This window comes from Pseudofrankia sp. DC12 (assembly GCF_000966285.1).
Taxonomy (GTDB): domain Bacteria; phylum Actinomycetota; class Actinomycetes; order Frankiales; family Frankiaceae; genus Pseudofrankia.
Window position 1 is genome coordinate 480598 of sequence record NZ_KQ031391.1, and the last position, 15160, is coordinate 495757.

The following is a 15160-nucleotide window of genomic DNA, read 5'->3' on the forward strand; positions in this document are numbered from 1 at the left end:
GGCCGACCGGCGAGCGGCCCGAGCCCCGGCCGGGCGGCGGTCAGGCCGAGCGCGTCGGGGAGCGCAGGGAGCGGGTGACCGCGCGGGTCGCGGGCTGGTGCGCCGCGGCGCGCGGCCCTCCCCTGCTGGTGGTCGCCCGGGCGACGGCGTGGGCCGGCTCGTCGCCCAGCTCCGGCTCAGGCAGCCGCCCCTCTTCCTCGGCGGCGTCGGCCGGCTCGTCGACGCCCGAAGCGTGGCAGCCGGGCACCGTGCCGTTCGCCCGGCGGTCGGCCGCGTCACTGCCGCCGTCGCCGCCCGCTCCTGGCGCGCCGTCCCAGCTCTCGGGGTCGATGTAGATCGCCCTGGTCATCCCGCCGTGGCCGTGGATGGCGAGCAGGGTGTCCATGTTCGGGTAGATCGTGGTCGACTCCAGACCGGAGGCCCACCACAGGACGCAGGTGCCGTCCGGCGACTGGGCGCCGTAGGCGACGGCGCCAGTCCCCGACACCCCCGACACGTCCACGTCCCGTTCGAGCTGGAACCTGCGCACCCGCCGCGCGGACATCGACTGGGATGACCTCCTCGTGGGGCGCGAGCGCACCCGCGTCACCTGGCCGGGCCGCCCCGGGCCGACCGGCGCGGCACCGGCCGCGCGGCCCGCCCGACGACCGTGCCCGGGCCAGTCTCAGCCCGGTCGGCATACGGTAACGGCTCGGGGCACGCGTGGTCATTCTTTTCGTGCGCACGGCCACCACCGGGCTGGCCGGCCGTGATCGGATCCGCAGGTCGGAACGCCTGGGGCCGGCGAGCAGAGACCACAGCCGCTGTGCCGGCCCGGCCGGAACAGCCGCCGTGCCCACCGGGCGCCCCCGGTGGTCAGGGCGTGGTGCGGACCGTCACGCGCACCGGCAGGGCCGCGGCCGGCGCCAGGAACCGGCCGTACCGGTCGTCCCCGCGCAGGTAACGCTCCAGGTAGGCCACGGTGTACCACCGCGCCACCTGCCGCGCCTGGGCGGCCTCGGCCATCGGTGGCAGGCAGGTCACCAGTGCGCCGAGCTGCAGGCGCACGCGGATACCCGCCGGCACCAGGCCGTTCGCGGCGAGGTAGGCCTGATCGCAGAGGTCGGTGAACGAGTTGTGCGTCCCCTGCGGGACCCGGACCTCCAGCCGGTCCGGCGCCGACGTCAGCTCGCCGAACGTCCGGTCGGCGTTGCGCTCGATCGGGGTCAGCGGGTCGACGGTGCCGCCGATGAGCAGCGTCGGCACCCGGATCCGGGCGGCGATGTCGGCCGGCAGCACCTCGCTCGCGGGCGAGATCGCCACTACCACCCGCACCCTCGGGTCGCCCGGCGCGTGCAGGAACCCTACCGGCGCGACCAGCGCGGTAAGTCCACCGAAGGAGAACCCGACGACCGCGACCTGGCCGGGGTTCAGCACCGGGCCGAACTCACGGTCGGGGCACAGCATCCAGTCGATGACCGCGCTGACGTCCAGCGGCCGGTCACTCGCCTCGTCGACCTGAGGTTCGTCCCGGCCAGCCGCGAAGTCGGCCATCGTGTCGCCCGGGTGGTCGGGCGCGGCGACGACGTAGCCGCGGCTGGCCAGCACCTCGGCCAGCGACGCGAGCTGCACCCGGTTGCCGGCGCTCCCGTGGGAGATCACCACCAGCGGGAACCGCCCCCGCTCGACCGGTGCGCCCGCCACGGCCACCCGCGACTGGATCCCGACCTTCGGCGCGATCTCGTAGCTCGCCGGTGTCGCCAGCCCGGCGGCCGGGGCACCCGGCGCGGGCAGCCGGGCGTCGGACGGGTACCAGACGGCGGTGGTCAGCACCCGGGCCCTGGACTCATCGACGATGGTGACGGTCTGGTAGCCGACGCCGTGGCCGCCCAGCTCGTCCGGCGCGGGCAGGTCGCCGCCCGGGGAGCCTGCCTGGCCCGGGGATGCCGGAGCGGCCAGCGTCACGGCGAGTGCCGCCGGTCCGGCGGCGGGCCCAGTGGCGGCCAGCGCCAGCAGCGCGACCAGCGCCAGCACCCTGAGGGTCGCCCGCCGACGGGACGAAACGCCCCGGATCCGCAGGTCCCCACGACCGGTCGGCGCCCCCACGCTACTGACGGTAGTCGAACTGCCGGCGGGCCACGGCCCGACCGCCGAGGTTGACCACCGCGGCCCGCGCCGGGCCGGGCGGTCCGCTACGGCTTGCGGGCGACGGCGCCGTAGATGATGTTGCCGCCGGCGATCGCCTCCGGGGACGGCGCGAGGTCGTCCGGCCGCCACAGGTGGGTCGGGGTGAGGCCGGGGTCGACGATCTCCAGCCCGTCGAAGAAGCGCAGCGTCGCGGCGTGTGGGCGCGCGACACAGGGCAGGCCCTGCGCGTGGTAGACGCCGACGGCGGTGTTCACCGGCCCGGGCGCGAGGTCCGCGGTGAGGCAGCTGAGCGCGAGGTAGCTGCCCGGCGGCAGCACGGCCATCAGCTGCCGGACGATGTGTAGGCGCCGTCCTCGTCGTTGACGAGTGCAGGATCGCGACCAGCGACAGCCCGACCGGCGCGCTCAGGCCGAGGGTCTCCAGCACCTCCGGCGAGCTCAGGATCCGCTCGGGGTCCCGGACGTCGGCGTCGAGGTACGCGCTCTGGCCCTCAGCGGTGCTGGTCAGCAGGGCCCGGGCCTGCGCGAGAACGACCGGTACCACCCCCGGGTTGCACAGAGCAAGCTACGGAAGGCGGGGCTGACCCGCGTCTGCCTGAAGTCACGGATGGTGTGACTCTGGTCGATGGTGGCCCTTCCGGGGCCGGGGTGCGCTGATGTCCATTTTGCGGATCTCCGTGGCGTGGACGGCGTAGATGAAAGGGCCTGATTCGGCGCAGGCGGTCGTGATCGCGGGCAGGTTCGAGATCAGCCACTGGGCCATCGCCGCACCCGGGAGGTCCTGCCGGGTGATGTAGAAGCATCGCGCGCGATGGGTCAGGACGGCTTCCTGTTCGGCGGGGCGGTAGCGGATACGCGCGTCCTTCATGAACACGACCCAGCCGAGGCGGGCCGTGTCCTCGATCCAGGTGACGTCTGCGATGTCCTCGTCCTGTGGGATGCCGTAGTGCTCGGCGAGCGTGGTCAGCCGTAGCCCGGCGTCCCGGAGCAGCCGGGGGACGGCGATGCGGCCGAGGCTGCGGTCGATGAAGACGTGTGGAAGCCCGGCGGGGTGGCAGCCTGCTGAGTCATCAGGCGGCGATTTTGCTTGCGACACGGACGGCGCCTTCGAGGTCAGGGAGAGGCACGCCGAATTCCTCCGCCACCTCGGCGAGTGCTTCGCCGGCATGGAAGCGGCCCAGGGCGTCTTCGATGCGGGCGCCGCCGTGGGTGAAGATCGGCTGGCCGAAGCCACGGAGGGGATCGACGATGACGGACCCGGGCTCATACCGCGGTAGCCGGATGAGCCGGGGATAGCCGTCCGAGGCGAACTCCACCAGCCGCAGGTAGGACTCGACGATCTCCCCGAACACCCGCTGCCCGTTGCGCACCACGACTAGTTCCCGGGCTCCACGTGCTTCGGGCGTGTCGCCCTGGCTCTCGGCGAAGTCGTAGAGGACCTCGGCACCATCGGTGTACAGGGCGCGTGAGGCGAGTACGTGCTCGATCCCCAACTGCTCGGACAGGCGAGCCAGTGCGGGGCGGATCCGCTGTAGCGGCACTCCGGCGGCTCGGATGGCCGCCAGGATCATTCCCTCGGCCAGCCCGATGAACGGCACGACGGCCGTACCATGGCGCTGACGGGGAAGCACGGTGACGATCGGCTCGCCGTGGACCGGGGCGCGGCCCGGTGCATGCCGGGTGTAGCCGTAGGCCCACTTCGCGAAGGTCGACGTCGGCACGCCCAAGTGCCGGCCCGCCTCGGCGACGCTGTACAGAGGCAGGTCGAAACGGCTGCGGTCCTGAATCATGGCGCCTCCTCTCGAGCCTGCTGGATCCGGAAGTTCCTACCGTGCGACACCATGATCATAGCTTCATGCTGGCATCGACGACGACGTGGTGAGCGCGTTGGGGCTCGGCCCGCTCGTGGGCGCGTCCGTGCCTGCGATGCCCAGGTGGGACAGGGCGAGGTAGCTGCCGGCGGGGATGGCCTCGGAGAGGGCTCGCGCGACCTCGTAGAGGTCCTCGTCATCGCTGACGCAGTGCCCGGGTGCAAACACCATCATTGCGGGCAAAGGTTCTGGGACGCGTGTAGGGGCCTGCGGGACGTGGGCGGGCCCGGCAGTCGGCCGTCAGCCGACCATGCAACCGCGACGAGCAGTGTGGTGGCCGGCATACTGCGCCCGAGCCGTACGGCGTGTGCAACGCGGGGTACGTGCGCGATGCGGTGAAAGGTCGGCCCGATCGCCTAAAGATGCTGGTGAGACGCCCGAACCTACGCCGACACGATGGGGTTGTTGTCGGCATAGACGATCCGAGCCTCGGGCGCGATGCCCTGGGCGACCTCGTGCAGGTTCGGCCGGGTCGGGATGCCGGTGCCGATGTCCAGGAACAGGGCAGTAAGCGGGTGACCCCCAGGCTAATCCCAGGATGGATACGAGACCCTGGTTTCGACGTCTTCTGATCAGGTTTCGACGCTTCGGACGGCAGTAGGCTTGCACCCTTTCGCTCATCTCCCCGATCCCCACCTGCCCAGGTACTCCCGGGCTTTTCCCAGACCGTTCAGCACCACAGTCTTTGGCTAAGGCACCGCTGGGTGGTTTGAAGTCTCCCCCCGCAGGGCGACTCCGGAGGGCCGCGCGGTGCCCTATACCACGGGTCGCCGCTTCCCCGTCTCTCGCACAGCACCACGGTCAGCAAGCACGCCATCACATAGCGCTCACCTTCCATGCTCATGTTCACAACGCATCACCTGATTTCGCATTCATAGTGACGGCCAGCGCAGGTGCGGCGGATCGGCCGGGGCGCCTCAGACCGCCAGCAGCCGGACGAGGTCCGCGTCGTGCAGGTCCGCCGCGGTGCCCGCGTGCGCGACCAGTCCGGCGTCCAGCACGATGAAGCTGTCGGCCAGCTTGATGGCGGTGTCGACGTACTGCTCGACGAGCAGGATCGCGAGCCCGACCTCCTTGTGGAGGCGTTCGATGACCTCCTCGATCTCGGCGACGATCGACGGCTGGATACCCTCGGTCGGCTCGTCGAGGATCAGCATCCGGGGGCCGGTGACCAGCGCGCGGGCCATCGCCAGCATCTGCTGCTGGCCGCCCGAGAGGAACCCGGCGCGGCGGCGCAGGAACGGCTTCAGCCGCGGGAAGACGTCGAGGGCCTCGTCGATCGCGCCCTTCCTGCCCTTCGCCGCCTCCCAGGTGACCTGCAGGTTCTCGTGGACGGTGAGCTGAGGGAACGTCTCGTGGCCCTGCGGGCAGTAGCCCATCCCCCGGCGGACGCGGGAGTAGGTGGGGACCTTGGTGACGTCCTTGCCGTCGAACTCGATCCGGCCGGCGGACGGGCCGAGCACCCCCATAATGGCGTTGAGCAGGGTCGTCTTACCGACGCCGTTGCGGCCCATCACGCAGACCAGCGAGCCGCGCGGGACCTCCAGGTTGACGCCGAACAGCACCTGCGCACGGCCGTAGCCGACGTCCAGCGACGTCACCCTCAGCATCAGGTCGTCGGTCATGGTGTCGCGGGCTCCGTTCCCTCGTTCGTTCCAGGGGTCGCCGAAGTTCCAAGGGTCGCCGAAGTTCCAAGGGTCGCCGAAGTTCCAGGGGTCGCCGGCCGGTCGGGGCGGCCGCCGGCCCGGGTCACGGCGCCGCCTCCAGCTCCGCGGCCGCCTCGGGACCGCCGGCCTCCTCGGACGCGCGCCCCAGGTAGACCTCCTGGACCCGCCGGTCGGCCTGGACCTCGGCCACCGTGCCTTCCATGAGCACCTTGCCCTCGTGCAGGACGGTGACCAGCCGGGCGAACCGGCGCAGGAACTCCATGTCGTGCTCGATGACGACGACCGTGTGCTCCTTGGCGATCTGCTGGAGCAGCTGGCCGGTGCGCTCGCGCTCGTCCTTGGTCATGCCGGCCACCGGCTCATCCAGCAGCAGCAGCCGGGGGTCCTGCGCGAGCAGCATGCCGATCTCCAGCCACTGCCGCTGGCCGTGGGAGAGAATGCCGGCCTTGCGACCGGCGAGGCCGGCGAGCTGTGTCGTGTCGAGCACCCGGGCGACCGAGCCGCTGATCCCCCTGCGCCTGCGGAACAGCGCCGGGACGGGCTGGCGGAAGCTGGCTGCCAGGTCGATGTTCTCCAGCACGGTCAGTTCCTCGAACACAGTCGCGGTCTGGAACGTCCGGCCGATGCCGAGCCGGACGATCCGGTGCTCGCGCTGGCCGACCAGCTCCGTGCCGGCGAAGGTGACCGAGCCGGACGTCGGTTTCGTCAGGCCGGTGATGACGTCGACGAGCGTCGTCTTGCCCGCGCCGTTGGGGCCGATGAGGAACCGCAGCTCGCCGCGGTTCACGGTGAAGTCGATGCCGTCGATCGCGACGAAGCCGTCGAAGACGACCCGCAGCCCGCGGACCGCGAGCAGCGCCTCGCCGCTCGGGGCATCGACGGTGCCGGCGGCCGTCGCGTCGGTGGTCATCAGGTCAGTCCCTTCGCGCCGGGCGTGCTCTGGCCGGGGATCAGCCCCGCGCTCGGGTTCGGCGCCGTGTCGAGGACGCCGGCCGGCGGCCCCGAAGTTCCGCCGGCGCGGTGCGCCGGCACCCGGATGCCCAGCCGCCCGGCCGCCCAGACGGCGTTGTCCCGGATCGTCCAGAACAGCCCGGAGATGCCGCGCGGCAGGAACGCGATGACGCCGATGAACAGCGCGCCCTGGAAGTAGGTCCACGCCGACGGGTAGTCGTCGGAGAACGTCGACTTCGCCCAGTTGACGACGATCGCGCCCACGACCGCGCCGATCAGCGAGTACCGGCCGCCGACGGCGACGGCGATCACCACCTCGATCGACGGGACGATGTCGAGCATGCCGGGGTTGATGATGCCGACGACCGGCACGATCAGCGCACCGCCGACCGCCGCCGTGACCGCTGACATGGCGAACGCGATCGTCTTGATGACCGTCGGGTCGTAGCCCAGGAAGCGGACCCGGTCCTCCCCGTCGCGAATGGCCAGCAGCAGCCGGCCGAACCGGCTGAGCACCACCAGCCGCAGCAGCAGGAAGAGCACCAGCAGGACGCCGGCGGTAATGTAGTAGAGCTCGCGGCGGCCGTTGTCCGCGTACGTGTCGATGCCGAAGAACGAGCTGAAGTTCGTCAGGCCGTTCGTGCCGCCGGTGTAGCCCTGCTGGCCTACCAGCAGGATCACGAACGCGGCGGCCAGCGCCTGGGTGAGGATCGCGAAGTAGGCGCCGCGGACGCGCTGGCGGAAGACCAGCAGGCCGAGCAGCGTCGCGACGACGACCGGCGCGACGATGACCGCGACGAGCGCCACGACGGGGTTGCGGAAGGGCTCCCAGAACGCGGGCAGCTTCTCGACGCCACTCCAGTTCATGAAGTCCGGCACCTTGCCGGGGCCGGCGTCGTGCAGCTTGAGGTACATGCCCATCGCGTAGCCGCCGAGGCCGACGAACAGCCCCTGGCCGAGGGTCAGCATGCCGCCCTGGCCCCAGGCCAGGCCGATGCCGATCCCGATGATCGCGTAGCACAGGTACTTGGTGAACAGCGGCAGTTCGTAGGAGGCGCCGAGGAACAGCGGCGCGAGGGCCGCGACCACCAGCACGACGGCGAACGAGGACAACCACCCGGCCCGGGCCGTCAGCACCTTCGAACGCCAGCCGCCGCCGGCCGCCGGCGTGACCGGCTCGGCCGGCGGGCTCGCATCGGCGGGCCCGGCCGCCGCGTCCAGCGTCACGGGCTCGCCGGCCTGGGCGCTCATGTGAGCGCCCGCGAGCGCAGCTGGAACAGGCCCTGCGGGCGAGCCTGCAGGAAGGCCACGATCACCACGAAGACAATCACCTTGGCGAGGCTCGAGTTGGTCCAGAACTCCGAGTAGCTGTTGAGCAGGCCAAGCGCGAACGCGGCGATCACCGCGCCGCGCAGCTGGCCGAGGCCACCGACGACGACCACGAGGAACGCGTCGACGATGTAGCGCTGGCCGAGGGTCGGGCTGATCGTGCCGACCAGGGTGAGGCCGACCCCGGCGACGCCGGCGAGGCCGGAGCCGAGGAAGAACGTGAGCTGGTCGACCCGGTCGGTGCGGACCGCGCTGCACGCCGCGAGCTCGCGGTTCTGCATCACGGCCCGCATCCGCCGGCCGGCCGGGGTGCGGCTCATGTAGAGCCAGATCGCCGCCAGGCAGACGATCGCCAGCGCGAAGATGAACACCCGGTTGTAGGGAATCCGGACGCCGCCCCAGTCGGCGCCCCCGATAAGCCATCCGGGGGCGACGACCTGGACGCCGCGGTTGTCGATCAGGTCCCGAACCAGCTGCTGGAGGATCAGTGAGACTCCCCAGGTGAGCAGCAGCGTGTCCAGTGGTCTCCCGTAGAACCTGCGGATCAGCGTCCGCTCCAGGATCACCCCGAACAGGCCCGCCACGACGAACGCCACCGGCAGGGCGGCCAGCACCGCCTCATGCCCGGCCCAGCTCTGCAGCATGTAGGTCGTATAGGCGCCCACCATGATGAACTCGCCGTGCGCCATGTTGATGACGCCCATCTGACCGAAGGTGAAGGTCAGACCGAGCGACGACATGAGCAGTACGGCCGCGATACTCAGCCCGATCGGCAGCTGGTTCAGGAACCCGTTCACGTCAACCCAACCGTTTCCCTTTTATCGACCTGTCAGGTTCCTACGAGAGCCCCGCCGCCCACGGGTAGCTCTTCAGGTACGGATCGGGCTTGATCGGGCCCGGCGACGACCAGACGGCCTTGATCTGGCCGTCGGTGCCGATGAGACCGATACGGGCGGTCTTGTAGACGTGCTGGGTGGCGCCGTCGATGGTGACGTGGCCTTCCGGCAGGTCGAGAGCGATGCCGCCGGCGTCGGCCGCGGCCTTTACCTTCGCTACGTCGAAGGACCCGGCCTTCTCGACCGCGGCCTTCCACAGGTAGACGGCGTTGTACGCGGCCTCCATCGGGTCCGACGTCACCTTGTCCGAGCCGTACTTGGCCTTGAACGCGGCGACGAAGTCCTTGTTCGCGGGCGTGTCGGTCGTCTGGTAGTAGTTCCAGGCGACGTACTGGCCGGCAAGGTACTGCGTGCCGATCGCCTTGACCTCTTCCTCGGCGATGGACACGGACATCGTCGGGATCTGGGACGGGCCGATGCCGGCCGACTTCAGCTGCTTGAAGAAGGCCACGTTGGAGTCGCCGTTGAGCGTGTTGAACACGAAGTCGGGCTTGGCCTGCTGGATCTTGTTGACGATCGTCGAGACCTCGGTGGCGCCCAGCGGGAGGTACTCCTCGCCGTCGATCTCCATCCCGTTCGCCGCCGCGTAGGCCTTGATCTCCTTGTTGGCGGTACGCGGGAAGACGTAGTCGCTACCGACGAGGAAGATCTTCTTCTTGCCCTGCTCCTTGATGTAGTCCAGCGCCGGGATGATCTGCTGGTTGGTGGTCGCGCCCGTGTAGAAGATGTACGGGCTCTGCTCGAGGCCCTCGTACTGGACCGGGTACCAGAGCAGCGCCTTGTTCTTCTCGAACACCGGCAGCATGGCCTTGCGGCTGGCCGACGTCCAGCCACCGAAGACGGTGGCCACCTTGTCCTGCGAGATGAGCTTCTGAGCCTTCTCAGCGAAGGTCGGCCAGTCCGAGGCACCGTCCTCTACAACCGGCTCGATCTTCTTCCCGAGCACGCCGCCCTTGGCGTTGATCTGGTCGATAGCGAGCATCTCGGAGTTCTTCACCGTGACTTCGGAGATGGCCATGGTGCCGCTCAGCGAGTGCAGCAGGCCAACCTTGACGGTGTCCGACGACGAACCGCCGGACGATCCCCCCGACCCCCCACAGGCCGCGAGCAGAAGAGCAGGCAGCACCGCGAGCGGCGCGAGCCTACGCCAGGACTTTCGAAACAATTCCGTGCCCTCCCTAGGACGCTGGTAACGATCAGTCTAGGGAGACCCGTTACCGCGGCAGCCTCCCCGAGTTAAGCGAACGTTAATCCGGTGGGAGCGGCGGTTTCCCAGGCCGGCACGGCCGTGGGCGGGCCGAGAGAACGGCGGGACCCCGAGGGCATGGAATGCGAAGAGAACAGACACACGCTAGGGGAGAAGCCGCCGGCGCGCCTACCGCGGGGATGCACGTCATCAGATTGTTACGCTCAGAACCCGGTGTTTCCGGCCCGTTTCTCGAACGCCTCGGAATGGCCCGCCATGACTCCGGAAACTGTTCACCGTGCGTTACGGGAACATTCACGCGGCTCGGCGGGCGGCACCTGTCAGGTGGGTCACAGCCAGGCACCGACGGCGGCCCAGCACGGCACCGGCCTCATCAGGAAGCCACCGGCTGCGCCCGTTCGGGCAGACCCGAGCGGGCTACGGCCAGCGGTACAACCCGTTCGACGGGCCGCTTGCCTCGCCGTTGTTCAGCGTCACGACCTGCGTCTCCGCGGCGTCGCGGGCGGCCGGACGCGGCGCCGGGGCGCCGTCGGTGGGCTCGCCGCCGGCCACCTGGGTCTCGTCCTCGTCTCCGCCGGCTCCGGCCGGGCGGCCGGGCGTCGCGGCGTCGCCGGCCCCGGCGGCCTCGGCTCGGGCCGACGCGGCGGCGCGGGCGTCACCTGGCGCTCGCCGGCTCCACGGCAGCGACCCACCGCGGCGCGCCGGCCGGCCGCCGTCACCGCGTGCCTCCGGCGGCCGGTGCGCGCCGCGGCCACCGGGACGGCCCTCGTCGAGAAGACGTGGCTCCTGCGCGCCGTCGCCGTCGCCCGGGGACCAGCCATCGCGCGGCTGCGGCTGCGGCCCGGTCCACCGGCGCCCGGCGGAACCGGCGTAGCCGTCGCGCTGCCCCGGCCAGTCGGAGCCGTTCCCGACAACCGGGCCACGCGCCGGGTCGCCGCCCAGCCGGGCCGAGCCACCTGAGGTCTCGGCGTCATCCGCGTCGTCGGCGGACGCGGCGGCGGCGCCGAAGCCCCCGAGACCGACGATGCCGCCGATGTCGAGTCCGTTGCGGGGGCCGTTCGGGCCGCCGTCGCCGACCCTGTCCTGGCCGGGGCCGGGGCCGGGGCCGGGGCCGGCGGCGACCACTCCACCGACGGACACGATGTCCCAGGGAGCCGGGCCGGCGGCGCCTGGCGTATCCCAGCGGCCGGCCGGCGCCGCGGGCGGCGGGCCGGCCTGGTCGCCCTCCGGTACGAGGCCCCGCGGCCCGAACAGCGGGTCGCGGCCGGCCTGGCCCACCCGATCGAGCCCGAGCGGATCGCGGCGTGACGCGTCGTAACCGCCGTAGCCGCCGCCCTCGTAGCCGTCGCCACGTGGCCCGCCGCGGTAGCCGTTAGGGGCGAAGCCGCCGTACCCACCGGCGCCGTACCCGCCGCCGGCAAGGTCGACGTCGGGCAGGCGCATCCCGCCGCTCGGCGGGCCGCCGACAGCGAGCCCGCCGGTCGGGGGGTAGTCGGGAACCTGGTCGCTCGGCGGCACGGAAGGGCGCGGCGGCGGCGACATCGACGGATAGGCCGGCGGCACGGTGGCCGGGCCGTCCGTCCAGCCGGCCGGGCCGCTACCGTCGGCCGGTCGTCGGCGGTTCAGGCCGCCCGACGGGTCGGTCGGCGGCCCGGAGCGGCCCGGGCCCAGCTGCTCCCAGCCGGACGAGGACGCCGAACGCCCTGGCGGCATCGCCGGCGGACCAGCCGCGCCACCGGGGACGAGGCCGTCGAACCCGGGGTTCTCCCAGGACACGGAACCGCGGTGCTCGGCACGGCGCCTCTCGGCCTCGATCCGGTCCCGCCGGGCCCGGTCCCGCTCGACCCGGTCGCGGTCGATCCGTTCCAGCTCCGCGCGCTCCCGTTCGAGCCGCTCGCGCTCGGCCCGGTCGGCCTCGGCGCGCTCCCGAGCGGCCCACGCGCGCTCGGCCCGCTCGCGCTCCAGCTCCACGCGTTCGCGCTCGATCCGCATCAGCTCGGCCCGCTCACGCTCCGCGCGCTCCAGCTCGGCCCGCTCACGCTCAGCCCGCTCGTACTCGGCGCGCTCGTACTCGGCCCGTTCGAGCTCGGCGCGCTCCCGCTCGACACGCTCGCGCTCGGCGCGTTCCAGCTCCGCGCGTTCCAGCTCGGCGCGCTCGTACTCGGCGCGCTCGTACTCGGCGCTTTCCAGTTCGGCCCGTTCGAGCTCGGCACGCTCGCGCTCGGCCCGTTCCAACCCGGAGCGTTCGAGGTCGGCACGCTCGTACTCGGCCCGCTCCAACTCCGCGCGTTCGTAGTCAGCGCGGTCCAGCTCGGTACGTGCCGAACCCGCGTGCTCCTGCGCCGCACGGTCCAGCTCGGCCTGGTCCCACCCGGCACGGCCGAGCCCGCTGGCGGCCTCGTCGGCCAGCAGCCGTTCGGCCAGCAGTTCGGTGAGCGGACGCGGCGGGCCGATGTGGAAGCCCTGCGCGTAGTCGACCCCGATATCGGCGAGCACCCGGGCGAGCGACTCCCGGTCCACGTTCTCCGCGATCGTGTACATGCCGAGCGTCCGGGCGATCCGCACCACCGCGTCGACGAGGGCCATGTCCTGCGCGTTCGCGTCCGCCTGCCGGACGAAGTCACCGTCGATCTTGACGCCGCTGAACGGCAGGGTGCGCAGGTGGACCACCGAGCCCATCCCGACCCCGAAGTCGTCGAGGATGAAGCGGCAGCCGGCCGCGGTGAGCTTCTCGGCGAGCCGACGGGCGGGCTCGACGTTCACCAGGGTCGAACGCTCGGCGATCTCCAGGCCGAGCCGGGTCGGGTTGACGGCACTGCCGCGCAGCGCGTCGAGGACGAAATCACCGAAGCCGGGGTCCTCGACCGAGCGCGCCGAGACATTCACGTGCAGGTAGAGCGACCCGTGCGGCCCGTCGGCGGCCAGGGCCGAGACGGCCTGGCCGACGACCCACCGGTCCAGCCGCAGCACCAGCTCGGTCCGCTCGACCGGTTCGAGGAACTCCCGCGGCGACAGCTCGGGCGTCAGCCCGTCCCGCAGCCGGACCAGCAGTTCGTAACCGATGACGCGGCGGGCGGCGAGGTCGACCAGGGGCAGCGCGTCGACGGCGAGCGTGCCGCTCTCCAGCGCCGAGCGCACCCGCTGGGTCACCGACACCCGCCGCTCGGCCTGGGAGTACTGCGCGTCGGTGAACAGCCGGGCCCGGTCGCGGCCCGCGTCCTTGGAGTCGTACAGCGCCAGGTCGGCCTGGGCGAGCGCGGTGGTCTCGCTGTCGACGTGCGCGAGCGGCACCACGCCGATGCTGACCGTGACCCGCAGGGCCAGCTCGTCGACCGGGATCAGAGCCCGCGCGACCGCCTGGCAGACGCTCTCGGCGACCGCGAGCCCCGCCTCGCCGTCGCCGTCCGGCAGCAGCACGGCGAACTCGTCACCGCCGAGGCGGCCGAGCTCGGCGGCGGGCAGCTCCTCGCGCAGCACCTGGCTCAGGCCCCGCATGACGATGTCGCCAACGGCGTGGCCGCGCAGGTCGTTGATGTCCTTGAAGTGGTCGACGTCAATGATCAGGAGCGAGCCGGGCCGGCCGTCCGGGGTCGTCGAGAGGTGCGTGCGCAGCGCCTTGTTGATCGCCCGGCGGTTGTACAGCCCGGTCAGGGCGTCCCGCTCGGCCAGGTGCGCGAGCTCCTGCTGGACGCGGTGCAGGTCGGTGATGTCGCGCGAGGTGCCCAGCACCCGGGCCGGGCGGCCGGCGTCGTCGGTGATGACCTCGCCGAAGCACTCGAAGACCCGCTCGCCCTGGCCGCGCCGTTCGCGCAGCCGGTGCAGGTAGGTGAAGGTCCCGGGCGTGCGGATCGCGGCCGCGACAGCGGACCGGATCATGCTCATGTCCACGGGCGGCACCAGCTGCTCGACCTGGCCCAGGTCCATCTCGTCGCCGTCGCGGAAGCCCAGCAGGGCGATCTGGTTGCGGGAGAAGCTGACCGAGCCGGCGCTCAGGTCCCACTCCCAGGTGCCCGTGCGGGTGAGCTCCTCGATGCGGTCGAGGCGGTCCGGGCTGGAAAGCAGCAGCAGCGCGGCTCCGCCTGTGCTCGGGTTCAGCACGACCTGCTGGCCGGCGCCCGCGTCGGCCGCCGGCGCCGCCTCGGCCTCACCCGGCGGCAGGACGGGCGGCCGCGGGACGACCGGCCGGGCCATCATGACGGTGTCGTCGGTGACCGGTGTGCCCCAGGCCGCCTGGTCCCACTCGGGGGTGCCGCGCCAGGCCTGGTCGCCACCCGTTGGCGCGGTCCAGCCGGCGGGGGCGGACGCGACGGCCTGGTAGGCGTCTGTGACGTCGAAGACCTCGTAGAGCATCAGGCCGTCGGCCCAGCCGTAGCCGGGCGGGGTGAGCCGCTGGCAGCGCAGCCGCAGTCGGCGCTCGACGCCGTCCGGCCCGGTCCACGCGACGTCGACCGGAGCCGCCCCCACGACCAGCCCGGACAGCGGCAGCCGGGCCTCAGCGACGGCCCGGCGGGCCAGCGCGCGGGACGGCTCGGGCAGCGGGCTGCCCAGCCGCTCGGCGAACCCGTCATCGGCGCCGGTCCGGCCCGCCGACGCGTCAGCGCCCGCCGGGTCCGCCCGCTCACCGGTATCCTGCGCGGCCACGCTCAGGCCGGTGGCCGGCTGTGCGCCGGGATCCGATGTGGCCAGGTCCAGGCTGGTCGTCTCCGCAGCAGCCACGCCCGCGACGGGCTCCGCCGCGGCCCGGTCCGGACCGGTCTGCGCGGCGGGAGGATGCGGGCCCGTCGCCGCGGCGGCCGGGGCAGAGCCAGCATCGTCGGCGCCGAACTGCGTCCTGGGATCCGGGACGGCCGCGCCCTGGTCGTGCTCCGGGGCCGGCCCGGCGGTCTCCCCGTCCGGGGCAGTCGGCTCGCGGCCTGCCGGCGCGAGCCCGACGACACCCGCGAGTGCCGCGTTGACCCAGACGACCCGGCCTTCGGTGTTCACCAGCAGTAGGCCTGCCGAGACGGCGTCGGCCACCAGCCCTGTCACCGCGGCGACCAACGCACCTCCCACGCAGCTGTCGGCCTGGGTCGCGCCGGGCGCCCTGCTGGATCGGCGACGGCCGATCTGGTGG

At 72.3% G+C, this 15160-nt stretch carries 12 protein-coding genes and 2 pseudogenes; all 14 read right to left on the bottom strand.

All coding sequences use genetic code 11. The annotated features are described in order from the left end of the window. Nucleotides 1-40: 40 nt before the first annotated feature. The 14 genes and pseudogenes from FRADC12_RS01950 to FRADC12_RS02005 all read right to left on the bottom strand — a co-directional run bounded on the left by FRADC12_RS01950 (nt 41) and on the right by FRADC12_RS02005 (nt 15075). The gene (locus tag FRADC12_RS01950; protein WP_045875317.1) at nt 41-544 is read right to left on the bottom strand and encodes a hypothetical protein; all 504 of its coding nucleotides are present in this window, start codon (nt 542-544) and stop codon (nt 41-43) included. A 311-nt stretch (nt 545-855) separates the two neighbouring features. Continuing rightward, complete coding sequence (locus FRADC12_RS32725; RefSeq protein ID WP_232303552.1) at nt 856-2013, bottom strand: alpha/beta hydrolase family protein; 1158 nt, start codon at nt 2011-2013, stop codon at nt 856-858. 158 nt (nt 2014-2171) lie between these two features. Next, nucleotides 2172-2450 carry an SAM-dependent methyltransferase gene (locus tag FRADC12_RS33720; protein ID WP_052710634.1) on the bottom strand — a complete coding sequence of 93 codons (279 nt, stop codon included), beginning with the start codon at nt 2448-2450 and terminating at the stop codon, nt 2172-2174. A 100-nt stretch (nt 2451-2550) separates the two neighbouring features. Further along, nucleotides 2551-2670, bottom strand: a pseudogene (locus FRADC12_RS34755) (SAM-dependent methyltransferase); the annotation flags it as partial. 57 nt (nt 2671-2727) lie between these two features. After that, the gene (locus FRADC12_RS01965; RefSeq protein WP_052710636.1) at nt 2728-3222 is read right to left on the bottom strand and encodes a PIN-like domain-containing protein; all 495 of its coding nucleotides are present in this window, start codon (nt 3220-3222) and stop codon (nt 2728-2730) included. Beyond that, nucleotides 3197-3916, bottom strand: a complete 720-nt coding sequence (locus FRADC12_RS01970; RefSeq protein ID WP_045875318.1) for a hypothetical protein — start codon at nt 3914-3916, stop codon at nt 3197-3199. Before FRADC12_RS01970 ends, FRADC12_RS01965 begins: the two co-directional genes overlap by 26 nt. A gap of 63 nt (nt 3917-3979) precedes the next feature. Beyond that, nucleotides 3980-4168: an SAM-dependent methyltransferase gene (locus FRADC12_RS01975; protein WP_232303553.1), complete on the bottom strand. Its 189-nt coding sequence runs from the start codon at nt 4166-4168 to the stop codon at nt 3980-3982. A 215-nt stretch (nt 4169-4383) separates the two neighbouring features. Then, nucleotides 4384-4497, bottom strand: a pseudogene (locus tag FRADC12_RS29030) (SAM-dependent methyltransferase); the annotation flags it as partial. A 417-nt stretch (nt 4498-4914) separates the two neighbouring features. Then, on the bottom strand, nt 4915-5622 hold the full coding sequence (urtE, locus tag FRADC12_RS01980; RefSeq protein WP_084010395.1) for an urea ABC transporter ATP-binding subunit UrtE: 708 nt from the start codon (nt 5620-5622) through the stop codon (nt 4915-4917). 124 nt (nt 5623-5746) lie between these two features. After that, nucleotides 5747-6574 carry an urea ABC transporter ATP-binding protein UrtD gene (urtD, locus tag FRADC12_RS01985; protein ID WP_045875320.1) on the bottom strand — a complete coding sequence of 276 codons (828 nt, stop codon included), beginning with the start codon at nt 6572-6574 and terminating at the stop codon, nt 5747-5749. Beyond that, the gene (urtC, locus tag FRADC12_RS01990; protein WP_045875321.1) at nt 6574-7866 is read right to left on the bottom strand and encodes an urea ABC transporter permease subunit UrtC; all 1293 of its coding nucleotides are present in this window, start codon (nt 7864-7866) and stop codon (nt 6574-6576) included. The genes urtD and urtC overlap by 1 nt, the downstream gene beginning before the upstream one ends. Continuing rightward, nucleotides 7863-8741 carry an urea ABC transporter permease subunit UrtB gene (urtB, locus tag FRADC12_RS01995; RefSeq protein WP_013425901.1) on the bottom strand — a complete coding sequence of 293 codons (879 nt, stop codon included), beginning with the start codon at nt 8739-8741 and terminating at the stop codon, nt 7863-7865. Before urtB ends, urtC begins: the two co-directional genes overlap by 4 nt. A 40-nt stretch (nt 8742-8781) precedes the next feature. Beyond that, nucleotides 8782-9966, bottom strand: a complete 1185-nt coding sequence (gene urtA, locus FRADC12_RS02000) for an urea ABC transporter substrate-binding protein (protein WP_255355164.1) — start codon at nt 9964-9966, stop codon at nt 8782-8784. Between the two features lie 498 nt (nt 9967-10464). Continuing rightward, entirely contained in the window at nt 10465-15075 is a 4611-nt protein-coding gene (locus tag FRADC12_RS02005; RefSeq protein WP_232303555.1) for a PAS domain-containing protein, read from the bottom strand. Nucleotides 15076-15160 lie beyond the last annotated feature (85 nt).